This is a genomic window from Marinobacter sp. es.048 (assembly GCF_900188435.1).
Classification (GTDB): domain Bacteria; phylum Pseudomonadota; class Gammaproteobacteria; order Pseudomonadales; family Oleiphilaceae; genus Marinobacter.
Window position 1 is genome coordinate 1,230,207 of the sequence record NZ_FYFA01000002.1, and the last position, 16,955, is coordinate 1,247,161.

At 59.1% G+C, this 16,955-nt stretch carries 18 protein-coding genes; 8 read left to right on the forward strand and 10 right to left on the reverse strand.

The genetic code is table 11. The annotated features are described in order from the left end of the window. Positions 1-6 precede the first annotated feature (6 nt). The 4 genes from rlmH to CFT65_RS16710 all read right to left on the reverse strand — a co-directional run bounded on the left by rlmH (position 7) and on the right by CFT65_RS16710 (position 2,813). The gene (gene rlmH, locus CFT65_RS16695) at positions 7-477 is read right to left on the reverse strand and encodes a 23S rRNA (pseudouridine(1915)-N(3))-methyltransferase RlmH (RefSeq protein ID WP_088829170.1); all 471 of its coding nucleotides are present in this window, start codon (positions 475-477) and stop codon (positions 7-9) included. Positions 478-479: 2 nt separating this feature from the next. Then, positions 480-830, reverse strand: a complete 351-nt coding sequence (gene rsfS / locus CFT65_RS16700; protein WP_088829597.1) for a ribosome silencing factor — start codon at positions 828-830, stop codon at positions 480-482. A gap of 70 nt (positions 831-900) precedes the next feature. Then, complete coding sequence (gene nadD, locus CFT65_RS16705) at positions 901-1,551, reverse strand: nicotinate-nucleotide adenylyltransferase (RefSeq protein ID WP_088829598.1); 651 nt, start codon at positions 1,549-1,551, stop codon at positions 901-903. Positions 1,552-1,556: 5 nt separating this feature from the next. Next, positions 1,557-2,813, reverse strand: a complete 1,257-nt coding sequence (locus tag CFT65_RS16710; protein WP_088829171.1) for a glutamate-5-semialdehyde dehydrogenase — start codon at positions 2,811-2,813, stop codon at positions 1,557-1,559. 173 nt (positions 2,814-2,986) lie between these two features. Here CFT65_RS16710 and CFT65_RS16715 point away from each other — a divergent pair, with 173 nt between their 5' ends. The 3 genes from CFT65_RS16715 to CFT65_RS16725 are packed head-to-tail and all read left to right on the forward strand — an operon-like array spanning position 2,987 to position 6,446. Next, positions 2,987-4,003, forward strand: a complete 1,017-nt coding sequence (locus CFT65_RS16715; RefSeq protein WP_088829172.1) for a GGDEF domain-containing protein — start codon at positions 2,987-2,989, stop codon at positions 4,001-4,003. Next, positions 4,000-4,998 carry a GGDEF domain-containing protein gene (locus tag CFT65_RS16720; RefSeq protein WP_088829173.1) on the forward strand — a complete coding sequence of 333 codons (999 nt, stop codon included), beginning with the start codon at positions 4,000-4,002 and terminating at the stop codon, positions 4,996-4,998. Before CFT65_RS16715 ends, CFT65_RS16720 begins: the two co-directional genes overlap by 4 nt. After that, complete coding sequence (locus CFT65_RS16725) at positions 4,995-6,446, forward strand: bifunctional DedA family/phosphatase PAP2 family protein (RefSeq protein WP_088829174.1); 1,452 nt, start codon at positions 4,995-4,997, stop codon at positions 6,444-6,446. Before CFT65_RS16720 ends, CFT65_RS16725 begins: the two co-directional genes overlap by 4 nt. Before the next feature lie 3 nt (positions 6,447-6,449). Here CFT65_RS16725 and CFT65_RS16730 read toward each other — a convergent pair whose 3' ends face one another. Together CFT65_RS16730 and CFT65_RS16735 are read right to left on the reverse strand one after the other, a co-directional pair. Further along, on the reverse strand, positions 6,450-7,028 hold the full coding sequence (locus CFT65_RS16730) for an LON peptidase substrate-binding domain-containing protein (protein WP_088829175.1): 579 nt from the start codon (positions 7,026-7,028) through the stop codon (positions 6,450-6,452). A gap of 52 nt (positions 7,029-7,080) precedes the next feature. After that, entirely contained in the window at positions 7,081-8,337 is a 1,257-nt protein-coding gene (locus CFT65_RS16735; RefSeq protein ID WP_088829176.1) for an HDOD domain-containing protein, read from the reverse strand. A 160-nt stretch (positions 8,338-8,497) separates the two neighbouring features. On the opposite strand from CFT65_RS16735, the gene ilvD reads away from it, so the two are divergent. Then, entirely contained in the window at positions 8,498-10,333 is a 1,836-nt protein-coding gene (ilvD, locus tag CFT65_RS16740) for a dihydroxy-acid dehydratase (protein ID WP_088829177.1), read from the forward strand. A gap of 75 nt (positions 10,334-10,408) precedes the next feature. Here the strand turns inward: ilvD and CFT65_RS16745 are convergent, their stop codons facing one another. Together CFT65_RS16745 and CFT65_RS16750 are read right to left on the reverse strand one after the other, a co-directional pair. Beyond that, positions 10,409-10,828: a peptidoglycan-binding domain-containing protein gene (locus CFT65_RS16745; RefSeq protein ID WP_088829178.1), complete on the reverse strand. Its 420-nt coding sequence runs from the start codon at positions 10,826-10,828 to the stop codon at positions 10,409-10,411. Positions 10,829-10,950: 122 nt separating this feature from the next. Beyond that, positions 10,951-12,066 carry an AI-2E family transporter gene (locus tag CFT65_RS16750; protein WP_088829179.1) on the reverse strand — a complete coding sequence of 372 codons (1,116 nt, stop codon included), beginning with the start codon at positions 12,064-12,066 and terminating at the stop codon, positions 10,951-10,953. Positions 12,067-12,193: 127 nt separating this feature from the next. Here CFT65_RS16750 and CFT65_RS16755 point away from each other — a divergent pair, with 127 nt between their 5' ends. The 3 genes from CFT65_RS16755 (at position 12,194) to CFT65_RS16765 (ending at position 13,915) form a co-directional block, all read left to right on the forward strand. After that, positions 12,194-12,544 carry a hypothetical protein gene (locus CFT65_RS16755; protein WP_088829180.1) on the forward strand — a complete coding sequence of 117 codons (351 nt, stop codon included), beginning with the start codon at positions 12,194-12,196 and terminating at the stop codon, positions 12,542-12,544. A 75-nt stretch (positions 12,545-12,619) separates the two neighbouring features. Then, on the forward strand, positions 12,620-12,868 hold the full coding sequence (locus CFT65_RS16760; RefSeq protein WP_088829181.1) for a hypothetical protein: 249 nt from the start codon (positions 12,620-12,622) through the stop codon (positions 12,866-12,868). A gap of 147 nt (positions 12,869-13,015) precedes the next feature. After that, a complete protein-coding gene (locus tag CFT65_RS16765) occupies positions 13,016-13,915 on the forward strand; it encodes a haloalkane dehalogenase (protein ID WP_088829182.1) in 900 nt (299 codons plus the stop codon). A gap of 13 nt (positions 13,916-13,928) precedes the next feature. Here the strand turns inward: CFT65_RS16765 and CFT65_RS16770 are convergent, their stop codons facing one another. After that, complete coding sequence (locus CFT65_RS16770; protein WP_088829183.1) at positions 13,929-14,717, reverse strand: acyl-CoA thioesterase; 789 nt, start codon at positions 14,715-14,717, stop codon at positions 13,929-13,931. Positions 14,718-14,915: 198 nt separating this feature from the next. On the opposite strand from CFT65_RS16770, the gene CFT65_RS16775 reads away from it, so the two are divergent. Beyond that, complete coding sequence (locus tag CFT65_RS16775) at positions 14,916-16,439, forward strand: DEAD/DEAH box helicase (RefSeq protein WP_088829184.1); 1,524 nt, start codon at positions 14,916-14,918, stop codon at positions 16,437-16,439. Here the strand turns inward: CFT65_RS16775 and CFT65_RS16780 are convergent. Beyond that, complete coding sequence (locus CFT65_RS16780; RefSeq protein WP_088829185.1) at positions 16,418-16,933, reverse strand: dihydrofolate reductase; 516 nt, start codon at positions 16,931-16,933, stop codon at positions 16,418-16,420. The genes CFT65_RS16775 and CFT65_RS16780 overlap by 22 nt on opposite strands. Between the last annotated feature and the right edge of the window lie 22 nt (positions 16,934-16,955).

A 16,955-nucleotide genomic window follows, 5' to 3' on the forward strand; every position in this document is an offset into this window, starting at 1 on the left:
TAACCTCTAGGCCCGGTGGTACGGGTGATTGCGGGTGATCGACCAGGCCCGGTACAGCTGTTCTGCCAGAACAATACGCACCAGGGGGTGAGGCAAAGTGAGCGGCGACAGCGACCATTGCTGATCGGCCCGCTTCCGGCAATCGTCGGCCAGGCCATCGGGGCCGCCCACCAAAAAGCTGACATCGCGGCCATCCTGTTGCCAGTTTTCCAATTGCGCTGCGAGTTTTTCGGTCGACCAGGGTCGACCTCCGACCTCCAGCGCAATCACCCGATCTTTCGGACTGGTGGCCGCCAGGATAGCGTCACTTTCTCGCTGCATCAGTCTGGGAATGTCGGGATTCTTGCCCCGGTGGGCAACAGGAATTTCAACCAGATCCACGGGTAGCTCCGGCGGCATGCGGCGGGCGTAATCTCCAAATCCGGTACTGACCCAGTCGGGCATTTTCTGCCCCACACAGATCAGGCGTAACCGCATGATTATTCGCTGCCCGCAACACCAAGATCCGGAGCATCGCGCCAGAAGCGCTCCAGATCGTAAAACTCCCGCGTGGCAGGCATCATCACGTGAACAACCACATCGCCCAGGTCCACAAGAATCCAGTCGCTGACGCCAGCGCCTTCAACATTGCTCGCACGAACACCCTGCTCCTTGGCTTCGACAACAACAGAGTCGGCGAGGGATTTTACATGTCGGTTGGACGTTCCGGATGCCAGAACCATGAAGTCGGTGACACTGGTGCGGTCACGGACATCAATCACGCTGATGTCCTGTGCTTTAACATCTTCAAGCGCATTAATTACCAGATCTTTCAGTTGCTCTGCCTGCATAATCACCCTGTTGGACGGGCGTTTGCCGGTATGGCCGCCCGAAATGTCATATTCAGACGCGATTGTAGCACTAAAAGTTCCCGTCTGGGCATGCACCATAGAGCCCCTGGCGACGAATTTCTGTCCAGACCTGGTCGGGTATCAGGTAACGCGGTGAACGGCCGTCACCAATACGCTCACGTATGCCGGTGGCGGATATATCAAGAAGCGGCGGATCCAGCTCGAGAAAGTGGCCACAGGGGCTGTCGTGCAGGGCCTCAGGACCTCCCACGCCTTGCTCCGCCAGCAGCCGGGCCGGTTCGCCAGAAGGGGCCAGCGCCGGACCTGGCCTGCGAACAACCACCACATGGGCCAGCTCCGGGATCTGCTGCCACTCCCGCCAGCGGTCGAACCCCGCGAATGCGTCTGTGCCAACCACCATGACCAGGGGCTCGTCCGGACCAAGCTCCGCCCGGAGTTGACGAAGGGTGTCGGCCGTATAGGAGGCCCCCTCTCGTGCCAGTTCCCGGTCGTCAATCCGTAACTGGGACTCATTGGCCACAGCCAGTCTCAGTAGCTCCAGGCGCTGGCCAGAAGACGCCCCGGTCTGCCCCCGGTGCGGCGGAATATGACAGGGCACCAGGCTGACGTACTCCACCCCGAGACAGTCACTGATTTCAAGGGCCAGCCTGAGGTGGCCATGGTGCACCGGATCAAAGGTCCCGCCATAAATCACATGCATGGGCATCAGGTCCGGATATGTCCGTCACCGAACACTACGTACTTCTGGGATGTGAGCCCCTCGAGCCCCACTGGCCCCCGCGCATGGATCTTGTCGGTGGAGATCCCGATTTCAGCTCCCAGACCATACTCGAACCCATCGGCAAAGCGCGTTGAGGCATTGACCATTACGGAACTGGAATCCACTTCAGTAATGAACCGACGTGCCCGGGTGTAGTTCTCGGTGATGATGCTGTCGGTATGCTGGGAGCTGTACCGGTTAATGTGGTCAATAGCGCCATCCAATCCGTCAACCACACGAACCGCCAGCACCGGGGCCAGGTATTCGGCCTCCCAGTCTGCCTCAGTGGCTTCGCTCACACCCTCGACAATAGCCCGGGTCTGCTCGCAGCCACGCAATTCCACGCCTTTCTCAACAAAAGCCTGAGCCAACAGCGGCAGGATATCCTCGGCGATCTCGGCGTCGACCAGCAGGGTTTCCATGGTGTTACAGGTGCCGTACCGGTGGGTTTTGGCATTGATCGCCACGTTCAGCGCCTTTTCCGGGTCGGCATGGCTGTCGATGTAGACATGGCATACGCCATCGAGGTGCTTGATAACCGGTACCCGGGCATCACGACTGATACGCTCGATCAATCCCTTGCCACCCCTGGGCACGATCACATCGACGTAGTCCGGCATGGTGATCAGCTCACCCACCGCGGCGCGGTCCGTTGTCTTGATCACCTGCACCGCATTCTCGGGCAACCCTGCGTTCGCAAGCCCCTCGGAAAGACAGCGGGCAATGGCCTGGTTGGAATGAATGGACTCGGAACCGCCCCGGAGAATGGTGGCATTACCCGACTTGAGGCACAGACTGGCAGCTTCTACGGTCACGTTAGGGCGGGACTCGTAGATGATACCGATGACACCCAGCGGAACGCGCATCTTGCCCACCTGAATGCCGGAGGGGCGGTAGGCCATGTCGGTGATTGCACCGATGGGGTCCGGCAAGGACGCCACCTGGCGCAGGCCCTCAATCATGGTATCGATTCGCTGGGGTGTCAGCTCCAGCCGGTCAAGCATCGCCGCATCCAGGCCATTTTCACGGCCCCGCTGCAGATCCTTGCCATTGGCGAGGGCCAGCTCTTCCCGGGCTGCATCCAGGGTCTCTGCCGTCGCCAGGAGCGCCTGATTACGCACGGCGGTGGTCGAACAAGCCACTCCAGTTGCCGCTGCACGGGCCTGTTGCCCGACCTCAGCCATGTACGCTGCAATATCCATTCAAATACCTTTCTGTTTTCAAGCGGAATCAGGAATAAGGGCTTAACTTTACCTTTCCCGTTTCAAGTACGCATCCCAAACAGATATTATACCGCTGCGATATGCCATACTCGGAACTGTTAAGGTTCCCCGGGGACGGTTTTTTAGGGGAATTCAGGAAAAGGAAGGACACAATGGCCCAGATGGCCGAAAAATTCCTGTTAAGCAAGTTGTCGCGGGCAGGCTTCGTGGTCCTGATCGCTATTGCCACCCTCTGTGCCGTACTGGGAGAACCCATGGTTGCCGCAGCTGCGGCTGCCGCTGCTGGCATTGTCATCGCCGGAAAGACTTTCCACCCCAACCGGATCAACCAGCCTTGGCCCCGAGTCCAGCAGACTTTCTTTGTAGTGCTTTTGCTGATTCTGCTGGGCAGCTTCTGGACCGGCCCCTGGATCCTGAGCCACTGGCTGTACGCCCTTCCTCTGGTCGCTTTCGCATTGGTCCCTCCTGCGGCAGCAGCACTGGCCACCCTGCTCATCACCGTTCTGGCGATGATCGCAACACAATGGGCTGTCGGCCTTGCCGACCGCCACCAGATGATCAGCGCTTTTCTGCTCACCCTGCTGCTCTCGGCTCTGCTGATATTTCTCCGTACCTACAAGGCTCGGCAACTGGCCCCGTTACGCAGGACCGATGAACTGACCCAGGCGGCAAGCCGGGAATATCTTTCCGCCGACCTGCACAAGGAAATCCAGCGCAGCGAACGGGAAGGTACGGATATGTCCATTATTATGATCGGGCTGGACACCCATCTCAGCGACAATGATCCGGACGAGGATATTCGCTCGATTCTTCCCCGCATTGGTCGCTACCTGCATTCCCAGATCCGTGACTTCGACACCTACTATCGGGTTGCCGATCTGCAGTTTCTGGTGATCCTGCCGGGCATTTCCACCAGCGATGCCATCGCCCGCGCCGAGACCATCCGCAAGGGCCTGGCAACGCTTCTGGAATCCCACGGCATGAACCTGACCGTCAGCACCGGAATCGCCGGTCTGAACATCGGTGACGATGCCAACAGTCTGCAGCAGAGCGCGGCGAACGCCCTGCGCCGGGCCCAGCAGCAGGGGGGCAACCGGAGCCAGGCCTACAGTTCCTGGTCACAGCCGGCGCAACCGAGCCAACCGCGAGCAGAGGGGCCGGCCGTATGACGGAGACCCGCCTGAGAACCTGGACACACGCCTTTGGCTACGGCATCGCCTGCCTGTTCATTTTCACCCTGGCGATGCAGAACCTCCGCTATGGCTTTTATGAACTGTTCTACCTGGCCTCCGGGATGGCGGTTCTGACCCTGGCCGGTGCCGTTTACACCATTATTTGCCGTCGGCATCAACTGTCAGCGCCCGGGCATCTGGTTATCCTCTCCGGCCTGAACAGTGGCATGCTGGCAGCATTGCTGACCATGGATGCCCCCGGAATCAGCCACTGGGCGATGCCCCTGCTTGTGCTGAACCTGCTTATCCTGCCGTTGCGCCAGGGCGTCGGGCTCTCCCTTTTGCTGCTGGTGCCCATGTCGATCATCCTGTTTCTTGAACAGTCACCGGCTGAGGCAATCACCATAACCGGAGGCCTGTTCATTCTTCTGGCGGTCGCGGCCCTGTACATCTGGCAGTATGACCACATGGCCCAGTCGGCAGAGGACCTCGCTATTACCGATCCGGTTACCGGTGCCCACAACGCCCGCTTCCTGGATGAAACCCTTCAGAAAGAGATCAGCCGGGCCATCGCCACCGGGCACTGCCTGTCTGTGATCGACCTGAGTATTGATTATGCCGATGAGGTGGCCGACCTCCACGGCAGGGACCAGGTTCAGGGCCTGTTTCGGGCTATGACCGAACACCTTTTTGGCGTGATTCGTGCCGGTGACACCCTGTACACCCTGAAAGACTCCGAGTTTTTCCTGATACTGCCGTTTACACCCGAAGAGGGCGTGAGAGTAATAGCCGAGCGGATTCGCCGCACCATCGCCGAACACCACTGGCCCGTGGTTGGCAAAGCGACCGTAAGCCTGGGCTGCACAACCCGGGGCAGCGGCGACACCCGCACCGACACACTCCGTAAACGGGCCCACCAGGCCATGGAGGAAGCTCGCAGGCGCGGGACTGATTCGGTCTGGTTCAGTCCGGGAGAAACCATCGAAACATGAGCAGTGCCTGGCTGAACGACCTGTCGGCATGGCTCAGCCTGCATCCCGGCTGGCTGGCAACGGCCCTGTTTACGACCGCCTTCATCGAATCTCTCGCCATCGTCGGCATTATTGTCCCGGGTGTCGCCATCCTGTTCGCCGTCGCTGTAATGGCCGGTGAGACGGGTATGCCATTGCCCGAGACACTTCTCTGGGCCGGCCTGGGCGCCATTGCGGGCGACACGGCGAGTTTTGCTCTCGGGCGGTTGCTGCAGGGTCGCCTGACAACGGCCTGGCCGCTGAGCCGTTACCCGAAAATCATCAGTACCGGAGAGCGTTTTTTTAACCGTCACGGCGGTAAAAGCGTGATCATCGGGCGCTTCGTCGGGCCGGTACGCCCGATAATCCCCCTGATTGCCGGAGCGCTGATGATGTCCTGGCGTCGCTTTCTGACCTTCAACATTGGCTCCGCCATCGCCTGGGCACCGGTCTATATTTTCCCGGGGTTTCTCGTAGGCAGCGCCCTGGCCAGCGAAATCAGGCCTCCGGCGCACTTCTATGCAGTGATCGGCGTCAGCCTCGCCGCTCTGACCGTGGTCTATTTTGTTCTCTTGCGGTTTCAGCTGGGACTCGGGGAGGACAGCCGTTTCTACCGGTGGCTAAAGCAATGGATGGCGCAATACGAGGCAACGAACAGATTTTGGCGCCTTTACACCAACCAGCGTCCGGCGCGGGAAGGTGAGTTTCCGCTGGCCTCATTCATGCTCGCGCTTGGCGCTTCCGCGCTATTGCTGATTTGGGGACAGCTGGCCACAGCAACGAGCCTGCTCGATGGATTCGACCAGGCCACGCTTCAATGGTTCGAACAACTCCGGCAGCCCCTGCTGGACGGCCCCTTCATTGCCATCACCCTGCTTGGTGATGCGCCAGTGCTGATGACCGCCGGTGCGCTGGCCTGCGCAGCCCTCCTGTTCCGGGGCTATTACGCCGCTGCCGTCCATATTCTGGTGGCCGTCTTCGTAACGGTAGTCCTGGTCTGGGGCCTGAAATCACTGCTCGGCATCCCCCGGCCGGACGAAGTCATGGGCCCGCCGAATTCCGGCGCCTTCCCCAGCGGTCACACGGCAGGTATTACCCTGCTGGTCACCCTGCTGGCAAGCTTTGTTGCCGGTGAAAGCCGACACCGGAAGCGCTGGCAATACTATGTCTTGCTGTCTCTTCCACTGGTGCCCGTGGCTCTTAGCAGGCTTTACCTGGGAGTTCACTGGTTCACGGACGTGATCGGGGGGTTGTTGCTTGCACTGGCTGTCACCGGTGCGGTGCGGGCCAGTTACAGCCGTTACGACAAGGTACCTCTGGCACCTGATATAACCATCATGGCTTCAGCGATTGTCTGGGCGGTCTTTGCAGGCGGGTATATCATGCTGTCATGGGATGAGGCCGTACTGAATTTCCGGCCCGTGGGTTAGAGCCTAGCCCTCCTCCAGCGCTTCCAGAAGGCCCTGTAGCCGGGTGAGCCGTTCGAGAGGGTCCTGTAATTCCACCAGCTTCTGCTTTTCCTGCTTGTCCAGAGGCAACAGTTCCGTGAGTCGCCAGCCAACATCCCTGGCATCGCCATAGTCGATATCCATGTTCAGGTCCCGGATGACCGGATGACGAAACAGCGCCTTCAGAACTGAAGGCAACTCGCTGAAATGCTCCGGCACCTCACTCTCCGCCTCTTCAATCAGGCACTCGACGTCACCCACATTCAGGCCGTCTTCCTGCTGCCAGCTACGGACCACGGACACCTTGGATTCGCCCTCAACGGTAATCCCCAGTAGGCCGCTCTCAAGCTGCTGGAAATCAATAATCCGTACATAGGTACCGATATCGTAGAAGGCGGCAGTGCGACCAACCTCTCCGCCTTCCTGCAAAAGTACTACAACGAACCCGCGGTCCTCCTTGAGACAACGGGTCAGCATGTCGATGTAGCGCGGCTCGAACAGCTGCAAGGGAATCCTCCCCCTGGGCAGGACGATGGAATTCAGGGGGAACAAAGGTACATTCATAAGTGCAACAGTCACCAGAAAGCAGACTCCACAGTTTACACAGCCCGGACAATCAACGGATGGACAGCAATTGCTGAACTTCGTCGACCCGGGCCCTGGCCTCCGTCAGAAGCTGCAGACTGCGAGAGGCATTGAGTTCAAGCTCGCCCAGACGCCGATACGCCGGCACCTGGTCGAACGGAGGCAGATCAGCATTCTGGCTGGAACCGATCATCGAATGCAATTGCGCCACGATAACCACATCCACCAGTTGGGGCGACGCCTCACGGCACTCATAACCCCAGTCCTCGGCGTGGCGGACCGCCTCCACAAACGCCGGCGGGAAAGACCAGTTCTCCAGGACCGCCGTGCCCACATCCGCCCTGAGCTCACGGATCGCATGGCCGAGGTTGGCCTCATCGGCAAAGAGATTCACATGGTGTTCAGCCTGGACCAGGATTGGCACCACGCCGATGTCATGGAGTAGCCCCGCCAGCAACGCCTCCTCCGGATTCAGTTTGGTAGCGTGATCCGCAAGCACCCAGCACAATGCAGCCACTTCACGGGAGTGACGCCAAAGCTTTTCCATCTCTTTTTGAAGTGACGCCTGGCGGGTCTTGAACACCTCCCGCATGGAAAACACCGTCACCAGTTGCCGGGTGGTACGCATTCCCAGACGGACAACCGCTTCCCGGACATTCCGGACGTCACTGAATCCACGGTAGAGGGGGCTGTTACAGGCGCGAACAAGCTTGGCCGCCATGGCAGGGTCGGCCGATATCGCAAGGGCCACCTGGTCCGCCGTCGACTCTTCACGATCCACCGCCCGCCGAACCTTCCAGGCCACATCCGGCACACTGGGAAGCTTCACCTGGTTCGATCGCAGCTCCGACAGGAACTCCATCAGCAGGTGATGCTCCTCGCTCTCCAGCCCTCCATTGCCTTCACCAGAATCCATCTCAACCTGTTCGACAGGCGCTGAGCGCAGCAACTGGTTGAGGATGTCCTGCTCGACGACCAGGAACTCCGAAGGTTTTACGGCTGTAACGTCGTACATCCGTGGCTGGAGTCTGGCAATCGGGTTCTGGGCTTTCTCGGTTTCGGCTTCAATGATCGTTTTTCGGCCATCCACGGACTCAAGCTCAATCTTTCCCGCCACCAGGAAAAAATCGAGACCATCACGGACACCGCGTTCCAGAACCCGCTGCCCGGGCCCATGGGTACGACGCTCGGCTCGGCTGGCAAGCAAAACCAACTGGTCATCGGTCAGCCGGTTCAACGGCTGAAACTCTTTAAGGCGACGAAGCGGCAGGCTTTCCTGGCCGGCCATAGGCATACTCCTTGTCGGATCAAACCGGAAAATAAGTTGGCAACTGTGTTAACTATTGTAAACAGAGGCTCTGAAAACAACCATGCGCCTCCAGTCTAATCTGGTATCCTCTGTTTTTTTGATCATCGTCATCGGGTAACAACAGAGAGAATAGAACACCATGCCTCAGTATCGTTCGCGGACATCCACCGCAGGCCGCAATATGGCCGGCGCCCGTGCCCTCTGGCGCGCCACCGGTATGAAAGACGGCGATTTCGGCAAACCCATTATCGCGGTTGCCAATTCTTTCACACAGTTCGTGCCGGGCCACGTGCACCTCAAGGACCTCGGCCAGCTGGTGTGCCGCGAAATCGAGGCCGCCGGGGGTGTCGCCAAGGAATTCAACACCATCGCGGTAGACGATGGCATCGCCATGGGCCATGACGGCATGCTGTATTCGCTGCCCTCACGGGAAATCATCGCCGACTCTGTAGAGTACATGGTGAACGCTCACTGTGCCGATGCGCTTGTGTGTATCTCCAACTGCGACAAAATCACTCCGGGCATGCTGATGGCCGCCATGCGCCTGAACATCCCCACCATTTTCGTGTCCGGCGGCCCCATGGAAGCAGGCAAAACCAAATTGTCCGAGCACAAGCTCGACTTGGTGGACGCCATGGTCATTGCTGCTGATCCCAACGCTTCCGATGAACAGGTGGAAGAATACGAGCGCAGCGCCTGCCCTACCTGTGGCTCCTGTTCTGGCATGTTCACCGCCAACTCCATGAACTGCCTGACCGAGGCCATCGGATTGGCGCTCCCGGGCAACGGTTCACTGCTGGCAACGCACGCCGATCGGGAACAGCTGTTCCTCAAGGCAGGTCGACAGATTGTGGAGAATGCGCGCCGGTATTACGAGGACGATGATGCCAGTGTACTGCCGTTGAGCATTGCCTCGATGGCGGCCTTTGAAAATGCCATGGTCATGGACATCGCCATGGGCGGCTCAACCAATACCATCCTCCACTTGCTGGCAGCTGCCCAGGAAGGCGGTGTTCCCTTTACGCTGAACGAAATCGACCAGCTTTCACGTCGGGTGCCGCAACTGTGTAAGGTGGCCCCCAACTCTCCCAAGTATCACATGGAAGACGTACACCGTGCCGGCGGGATCATGGGTATTCTTGGCGAGCTGGAGCGGGGAGGACTGATCAACACCGATCTTCCGACCGTGCACAGCAAAACCATGAAAGAAGCCCTGGAGACCTGGGACATCATGAGGTCGCCGCCCACCGAAGTGGTTGAATTCTACAAAGCCGGACCCGCCGGCATTCCCACCCAGACCGCCTTTTCCCAGAGCACCCGCTGGCCAACCCTGGATGGTGACCGGGAAACCGGCTGCATCCGCTCGGTTGAAAACGCCTACAGTTCCGAAGGCGGTCTGGCAGTGCTCTACGGCAATATTGCCCTGGACGGCTGCGTGGTCAAAACCGCGGGCGTGGACGAGAGCATCTACGTGTTCGAGGGCAAGGCAAGGGTATTTGAAAGTCAGGACTCCGCCGTTGCCGGGATTCTCGCTGACGAGGTCAAGCCGGGCGAGGTTGTGATCATCCGTTACGAAGGGCCCCGTGGCGGACCGGGCATGCAGGAGATGCTCTACCCGACCAGCTATCTGAAATCCAAGGGACTCGGCAAAGACTGCGCACTGTTGACGGACGGACGTTTCTCCGGCGGTACCTCAGGCCTGTCGATCGGCCACGCGTCGCCGGAAGCCGCCGCCGGCGGTGCCATTGGCCTGATCGAGAATGGCGATACGATACGTATCGACATTCCAAACAGGAGTATCAACGTGGAGCTGGACCAGCACGGACTGGATCGTCGCCGGGAAGCCCGCGACGCAAAGGGCTGGAAACCGGAACTGCCGCGGGACCGCAAGGTATCTGCAGCCCTGAAAGCCTATGCGCTACTGGCCACAAGTGCCGATAAGGGTGCCGTTCGGGATCTCGAAAAACTCGACTGACTGTTCCGGGTCAGAACCAACAAAAAAGCCCGGCTGGAAATCCCGCCGGGCTTTTTGCTGTTCGGGAGACTCCGATTACCAGAGCGACCAGCCGCCATCTTCCTCTTCTTCGATGGCGTCATCCTGCTCCGACTCCGGGGCCGAGGTTTCTGCCGCGGAAGAAGCCGACTCCTGAGCCGGCGCGCCGCTGGATTCGGTGGACTGTGATGGTGCCGAAGCAGCAACCTGAACCGAGATCATGCCCAGGGCCTCTTTGGTCGGATCGTCCAGACTTCCCGTGGCCTGAAGACCGTTATCCTGCTGGAACCGCGTTAACGCGGACCGGGTTGAGTCATCCATCTGCGGGCTGACATTGGTAATGTCGTACCCTGCTCCGTAGAGCGCATTCTTGAGTGCAACGATCTCATCCGCGAAGGCTGCAGGGGCAAAGCCCAGTGTGACCGCCAATCCGGCCGCTGCGGCCAGGCGTCCCAATCGAGTAGTTGCTTTTCTCATGGTACTCACCTGCTAACTCCTGATATCTCATCGATATCCGTTTCTTTCTTGTTATGTGGTGCCTATCTCCACAGGCTGGGGCAAACGGCTAAAAGCCTACCATACTTTTGTCGTATGTCGTCTTACCGGACATCATGTTCCGTTTCCTTGCTTTGCGCTGGCGCCTCTTCGTCCACCGTAGCGGGCGGACGGTGGGCCTCCTCACTGAATTCGCGGATGAAAATCCCCCAGAACGCCATAAAGAGGGCCGCCACCAATGGTCCCATCACAAAACCGTTGATGCCGAACATGACGATGCCGCCGAGGGTCGACAGCAGGACAATGTAATCCGGCAGTTTGGTATCGCGACCAACCAGTACCGGGCGCAACAAGTTATCCGCCAGTCCGATGACCACCACTCCAAAGGCTGTCAGCACCACCGCCTCGATCACATCGCCCACCGCCGCAAGGTAGATAGCGGCCGGCACCCAGACCAGCGCGGCACCTACCGCGGGCAACAGCGAAACAATTGCCATGACCACACCCCAAAGCAGAGCGCCAGTGATCCCGAGAACCCAAAAAATCAGCCCGCCCAGAGCCCCCTGGATGATCGCAATCAGCAGGTTGCCCTTGACGGTAGCCCGGGTCACCTCAGCAAACTTGGCGAACAGCAAACGCTCCCGCTCATCACCCAATGGCAGAGCCTTGATGATCAACTCCACCAGCGTATGGCCATCCCGCAGCAGGAAGAACGCCAGGTACACCATCAACGCCAGGCCCAGGAAAAACTGGAAGGTATTCTGGCCCACGCCCAACGCCTGCCTTCCCAGGAACTGGCTTCCTCCGACAAAAATACTCACAGCCCTGTCCCTGAGCTCTGCAAAGCTGATATCAAACTGCGCCAGAAAGGCCTGGATCGCGGGGAAAGACTGGTTAACCCGATCTATGTATTCCCCGGGCCGTATTTCGCCGCTCTGGATCTGCTGATAGAGCGCGACGCCCTCGGCAACCAGTGAGGTCACCAGGACCAGCACCGGGATAACCACGATAAACATGCAGATGCCCAGGGTGATCAGGGCATTTACATTGGGTCTGTCTCCGAGTTTGCGCACCAGCAATTGCTGCACCGGGTGGAAAATCAGGGCAATGGCGACCGCCCAGAATATGGGCCCGAAGAAGGGTTTCATCAGAAATACAAAGGCAAGGGAAACGCCGACCAGCAACGCCAGAAAAGTCCGTGTTTCAAGTTTTGCGTACATAGTTTATGCGGTTCCCTGATGTTGGTTCTGCGATTTACCGGGCCATTCTACCCTACCACGCTGGCGTGGCCACTGTAGCTGTCTTCGGGTTATAGTGGACGGTTGTTGATCAACTAATAGACAGGTCATGTTGTTGGAACTGGAAACCTTCACCATCGAAACAGCCCTGGATGCAGCCACAGAGTTGCGCAAGGTTCTGGCCGCCAGAACTCACCGACGCAAAGTAATGGGCCAGGAAGTCATGGTGCCCGGTCAGCTCGGCGAGGCCCTGCAGCTGCCCCGGATCATCAACCGGTTGCAAAGCAAGCAGACAAAGCAGCGGGAGCTTGGCCTTGAAGACTTCCAGGAGCTCTGGCCCACACTGTCGCTTCAGACTCGGGAGAGAGTGCTGGGGGCAATCGGCTGGTATGACCCCAAGGAGCTTGACTGGGATGACAAGCGCTCCAACCGTCGGCCACTGGTCGATCCAGACAGTTAACTCGTATAAATCCGGCATCCCGACTTTGAAATGTCATACTCGGCCCATATGTTGGGCAGTATCAGGAGGATATTTATGACTCAAACACAGCATTACACGGCACTTCTGGCTGAGGGCAGTGCGGTTCCTACCCTGCTGTGCGGCCATTGCCACTCGATTCTCTCCAGGGCCCGGATTTTCCGGAATCAAGCCAACCAGCACCAGGATGTGGATTGCCGGACCATCGGCCTTTGCTCAGCCGACGATTGCGGTGCAGTCAATTGCTGTGACGAGGCTCTGGCCCGCGTTGACAACCCTGAACGCCTGTTCGGCATTGCGTCCTGATTCAAAGCGGCAACGCTCTGTTACGCAACTCAAACACACAAATTTTCCATCTGCTTTATCCTGATCTTCGACGATTGTAATAGGGCATTCTGATCACCGAATGCCCCCCGGCAATCACGCAACCAATCAGTCAGGACAGTCGATGGAATGCGTATTCTGAGAACCGATGAAGCCCGCTTCGCAGGTCTTCCGGGTTACCCTTTTGCTCCACACCATCTCGACGTAGAACCCGGAATCCGGATGCACTATGTTGACGAGGGCCCGCGAAATGCCTCGCCGGTGCTTATGCTTCATGGCGAGCCCTCATGGTCCTACCTTTACCGGCACATGATTCCCCTGGTAGCAAACGCCGGGCATCGGGTGCTGGCTCCCGATCTGATCGGCTTCGGCAAATCCGACAAGCCAGCCTCGGTTGCTGACTACAGTTATGGCCGCCATCTGGCATGGCTGGCCAGCTGGCTGGAACAGCTGGACCTCACCAACATTACCCTGGTGTGCCAGAACTGGGGGTCACTTCTGGGCCTGCGCCTGGCGGCGGAGCACCGCCAGCGCTTCAGTCGCATCATCGTGGGGAATGGTATGCTGCCCACCGGCGAGGCCCCTGTTCCTGCGGTGTTTTCCATTTGGAAGGCCTTTGCCACGCACAGCCCCTGGTTCCCGGTTGGGCGCATCGTGCAACTGGGCACCGATCGCACGCTGAGCAAGGCTGAACTTGCCGCCTATGAGGCCCCTTTTCCATCGGCGGAGTTCAAGGCCGGAGCCAAAGCGTTTCCAAAACTGGTACCCACAGAACAGGGCACGCCAGACAGCGACGCAAACAAGGCCGCCTGGCAGGTTCTTGAAAGGTGGAAAAAACCATTCATCACCTGTTTTAGCAGTGGCGACCCGATTACCCGGGGCGGCGACAGACATATGCAGCGCCGGATTCCCGGCGCCCACGGCCAACCCCACATCACCCTTCGGGGCGGGCACTTCCTGCAGGAAGATTCACCGGAAGATTTCGCCCGCATCATCATCGATGCCCTGAAATCGGAAATGGCGGCCTGAGCCGCCATTATCTTTAACCGAAGACCGTTACCGTCTGGCGGCTCAGGGCCACCAGCTCGCCTTTGGCAGTCCATATCCCGGCCTGGGTATGCCCATACCCGGCTCCCGCCTGGTCTATTGAAACCTTGTACAAAAGCCAGTCGCCCGGCTCCATGACCGGCCTCGGATGCACGATATCCAGCGCCCAGCTCAGGGAACTGGTCTTCACCCGCTGTTTCACATACGGCAGGACCGCCGGGGGCCAGGCATCAACCAGGGCAATGATATGAGCATCGGAGAACGTCTCCGGGGTTTCCCGAAACTGCATCCAACCGCCCAGTTCGCGGCCCCCCTTGCCACTAAACGGCAGGTTACCGAAAGCCCAGCGCATCTCGATCTGCTTGATGAATTCAGGGGTAACACCTTCGATGTAGTCCAGCCCCGGGCTCTGGCTGACCGAGGCTGCCTCGGGCGCCGGCAGGGCCTCCACCTGTACCTCCGAGTCCCGGTCTCCGCCAAAGCTGGCCAGGCAGACCAGCCGGGTTTCACCCTTCTGGACAATGCGCCCCTGCACCTGACTGACCGCCTTGCCCTCGCGCAGAATCTCGGCCTCGAAGCTTGCAGGCACTTCCGGCTCCACCGGGCCCACGAACGATACCTGCAATGACCGCATGGCCCGGCCCTCGACGACAAGTTTCTCCATGCGCTCAAACATCAACGCTGCCGTAAGACCGCCGAATGTGGCCCTGCCCTGGGACCAGGTCACAGGCATTACCAGTTCCTCACTGCCACGGGCTGCCCGCAATAATTCATCAAAGGTCATTTCATGTTCCTGTTAGCAACCTATCGGGATAGTTTCGAAGATTGCCGAAGATCGGACAGCAACGCAATGGCCAGTCCCCGGCAACTACCTATAGCCCTGTCGGGGTTTTGCGTATTAAAGCAGCAATAAAACCGCTATAATATGCGCACAACATGCATTGCCCGGCAATGCTTTACCTCCCGAATTCCGAGTGAATCAATGTCTGAATTGTCCTTTGCCGAACTGGGGCTTGATCCAGCCGTACTTGAAGCTGTGTCCGCCGTTGGCTATGAAACCCCGTCACCCATCCAGGCCCAAGCTATTCCCGCGCTGCTTGCCGGTAACCATCTTCTGGGTGTTGCCCAGACCGGAACCGGTAAAACCGCGGCGTTTGCACTGCCTCTGCTGAGCCGGATTGACGCCTCTGTTACCGACCCCCAGATTCTGGTTTTGGCCCCAACACGGGAACTTGCGATCCAGGTGGCGGAAGCCTTTACCACCTACGCCAGCAAGTTCCGGAATTTCCACGTTCTGCCCATCTATGGTGGCCAGGACTTTTACCCCCAGATCAAGGGGCTTCGCCGCGGCGCCCAGGTTATCGTGGGCACGCCGGGCCGTATGCTCGACCACCTGCGCAAGGGCACACTGAAACTCGACAGCCTGAAAGCACTGGTTCTCGATGAAGCCGACGAAATGCTGCGCATGGGCTTTATCGACGACGTAGAGGCGATTCTGGCGAAGACGCCGGAGAACTGCCAACGGGCCCTGTTCTCGGCCACCATGCCTCCGCAAATCAAGAAAGTGGCCCAGACCTACCTGCGCAACGCCACGGAAGTTCGTATCGAAAGCGAAACCCGCACGGTCGAGCGCATTTCCCAGTTCGTTCTGCCGGTGTACGCTGAGCGCAAACTGGATGCCCTCACCCGGATCCTTGAAGTGGAGCCGATCGACGCATCGATCATCTTTGTGCGCACCAAGGCAGAAACCACCCTGCTGGCGGAAAAACTCTCTGCCCGAGGCCATGCGGTGGCACCGCTTAACGGTGACCTCAACCAGCGCCAGCGTGAACAGACCGTTGAAGACCTCAAACGTGGCAAAAAAGACATCATTGTTGCCACCGACGTGGCCGCACGCGGACTGGATGTGCCCAGGATCACCCACGTGATCAACTACGATGTGCCCTACGACACCGAAGCCTACATCCACCGCGTTGGCCGAACCGGCCGCGCCGGACGCGAAGGAAAAGCAATCCTGCTGGTTACGCCCCGGGAACGCAGCTGGCTACGCACACTGGAGCGCGCTACCAACTCACCCATGCAGGCCTATCAGCTGCCTTCGCCGGTTGAGCTGAAAAAAATGCGCGAGCAGCAGTTCGAAACACAGCTGTTGGGCTTTGCCGAGGATGGCAAGCTGGCCAAAGCGATGGCACTGCTGGATGAGATTGCAGAACGCAACGACATGGACACGGCGATGGTCGCCGGCGCTCTGGCCTGCTGGCTGGAAGCGTCCCAGCCCGGATCGCTACCGCTGGAGCAGCCGGAGGCCTTGCCGGAGATTTCGGCCAATGCGCCCCCGCGCCGGGACCGCAAGGGTGGTCGTCCGGGTGGCAAGCCCGGGTACAAGCCGGGCTTCAAGAAAGGTCCCAAGGGCCGTGGCGGCCCCGGCCCAAAGGGCAAGCCTCCCGGCAAGGGCGGCAAGCCCGCAGGCAAACGCCCGCCCCGTCAGGCTGACGCCAAGCGCTGATAGACGACGAAACTGTAGTCGTAAGGGTTGTTATCGGACGCGGAGAAATCCTCCCGTCCGATTTCTTCCCAATCATCCCAGTCCACTTCCGGAAAAAACGCATCGCCGTCCACCTCAGCATGCACCTGGGTGATGTACATCCGGTCAACCATCGGCAATGCCTCGGCGTAGATCTGCCCGCCACCGATAATCATCACTTCGTCGCCACCTTCCAGCTCCGCTTGTGCCTCGGCTTTCACCAGCGCTTCGGGCAAAGACTTCGCAGCCACTGTTCCGGTTGGTGCTTCCCAGGCTTCATTCCGTGAGATCACCACGTTCATCCGCCCCGGCAGCGGCCGACCGATGGAGTCCCAGGTCTTCCGACCCATGATGATGGGTTTGCCCATGGTGGCCTGCTTGAAATAACGGAGGTCACCCGGAAGATACCAGGGCAGATTGTTGTTACGGCCAATAACCCGGTTACGGGACATGGCAACGATCAGGGCTTTTCTCATGTACTCGTCTCTTCGGGATTCG

What these genes read in the sequence shown, in the direction of transcription:
- CFT65_RS16760 (WP_088829181.1), top strand. Translation starts at nt 12,620, where the DNA reads ATGACTCAAACACAGCATTACACGGCACTTCTGGCTGAGGGCAGTGCG.
- CFT65_RS16755 (WP_088829180.1), top strand. Translation starts at nt 12,194, where the DNA reads ATGTTGTTGGAACTGGAAACCTTCACCATCGAAACAGCCCTGGATGCA.
- CFT65_RS16730 (WP_088829175.1), bottom strand. Translation starts at nt 7,028, where the DNA reads ATGAATGTACCTTTGTTCCCCCTGAATTCCATCGTCCTGCCCAGGGGG.
- CFT65_RS16720 (WP_088829173.1), top strand. Translation starts at nt 4,000, where the DNA reads ATGACGGAGACCCGCCTGAGAACCTGGACACACGCCTTTGGCTACGGC.
- ilvD (WP_088829177.1), top strand. Translation starts at nt 8,498, where the DNA reads ATGCCTCAGTATCGTTCGCGGACATCCACCGCAGGCCGCAATATGGCC.
- CFT65_RS16750 (WP_088829179.1), bottom strand. Translation starts at nt 12,066, where the DNA reads ATGTACGCAAAACTTGAAACACGGACTTTTCTGGCGTTGCTGGTCGGC.
- CFT65_RS16710 (WP_088829171.1), bottom strand. Translation starts at nt 2,813, where the DNA reads ATGGATATTGCAGCGTACATGGCTGAGGTCGGGCAACAGGCCCGTGCA.
- nadD (WP_088829598.1), bottom strand. Translation starts at nt 1,551, where the DNA reads ATGCATGTGATTTATGGCGGGACCTTTGATCCGGTGCACCATGGCCAC.
- CFT65_RS16735 (WP_088829176.1), bottom strand. Translation starts at nt 8,337, where the DNA reads ATGGCCGGCCAGGAAAGCCTGCCGCTTCGTCGCCTTAAAGAGTTTCAG.
- CFT65_RS16715 (WP_088829172.1), top strand. Translation starts at nt 2,987, where the DNA reads ATGGCCCAGATGGCCGAAAAATTCCTGTTAAGCAAGTTGTCGCGGGCA.
- CFT65_RS16775 (WP_088829184.1), top strand. Translation starts at nt 14,916, where the DNA reads ATGTCTGAATTGTCCTTTGCCGAACTGGGGCTTGATCCAGCCGTACTT.
- CFT65_RS16725 (WP_088829174.1), top strand. Translation starts at nt 4,995, where the DNA reads ATGAGCAGTGCCTGGCTGAACGACCTGTCGGCATGGCTCAGCCTGCAT.
- CFT65_RS16780 (WP_088829185.1), bottom strand. Translation starts at nt 16,933, where the DNA reads ATGAGAAAAGCCCTGATCGTTGCCATGTCCCGTAACCGGGTTATTGGC.
- CFT65_RS16745 (WP_088829178.1), bottom strand. Translation starts at nt 10,828, where the DNA reads ATGAGAAAAGCAACTACTCGATTGGGACGCCTGGCCGCAGCGGCCGGA.
- rlmH (WP_088829170.1), bottom strand. Translation starts at nt 477, where the DNA reads ATGCGGTTACGCCTGATCTGTGTGGGGCAGAAAATGCCCGACTGGGTC.
- CFT65_RS16765 (WP_088829182.1), top strand. Translation starts at nt 13,016, where the DNA reads ATGCGTATTCTGAGAACCGATGAAGCCCGCTTCGCAGGTCTTCCGGGT.
- rsfS (WP_088829597.1), bottom strand. Translation starts at nt 830, where the DNA reads ATGCAGGCAGAGCAACTGAAAGATCTGGTAATTAATGCGCTTGAAGAT.
- CFT65_RS16770 (WP_088829183.1), bottom strand. Translation starts at nt 14,717, where the DNA reads ATGACCTTTGATGAATTATTGCGGGCAGCCCGTGGCAGTGAGGAACTG.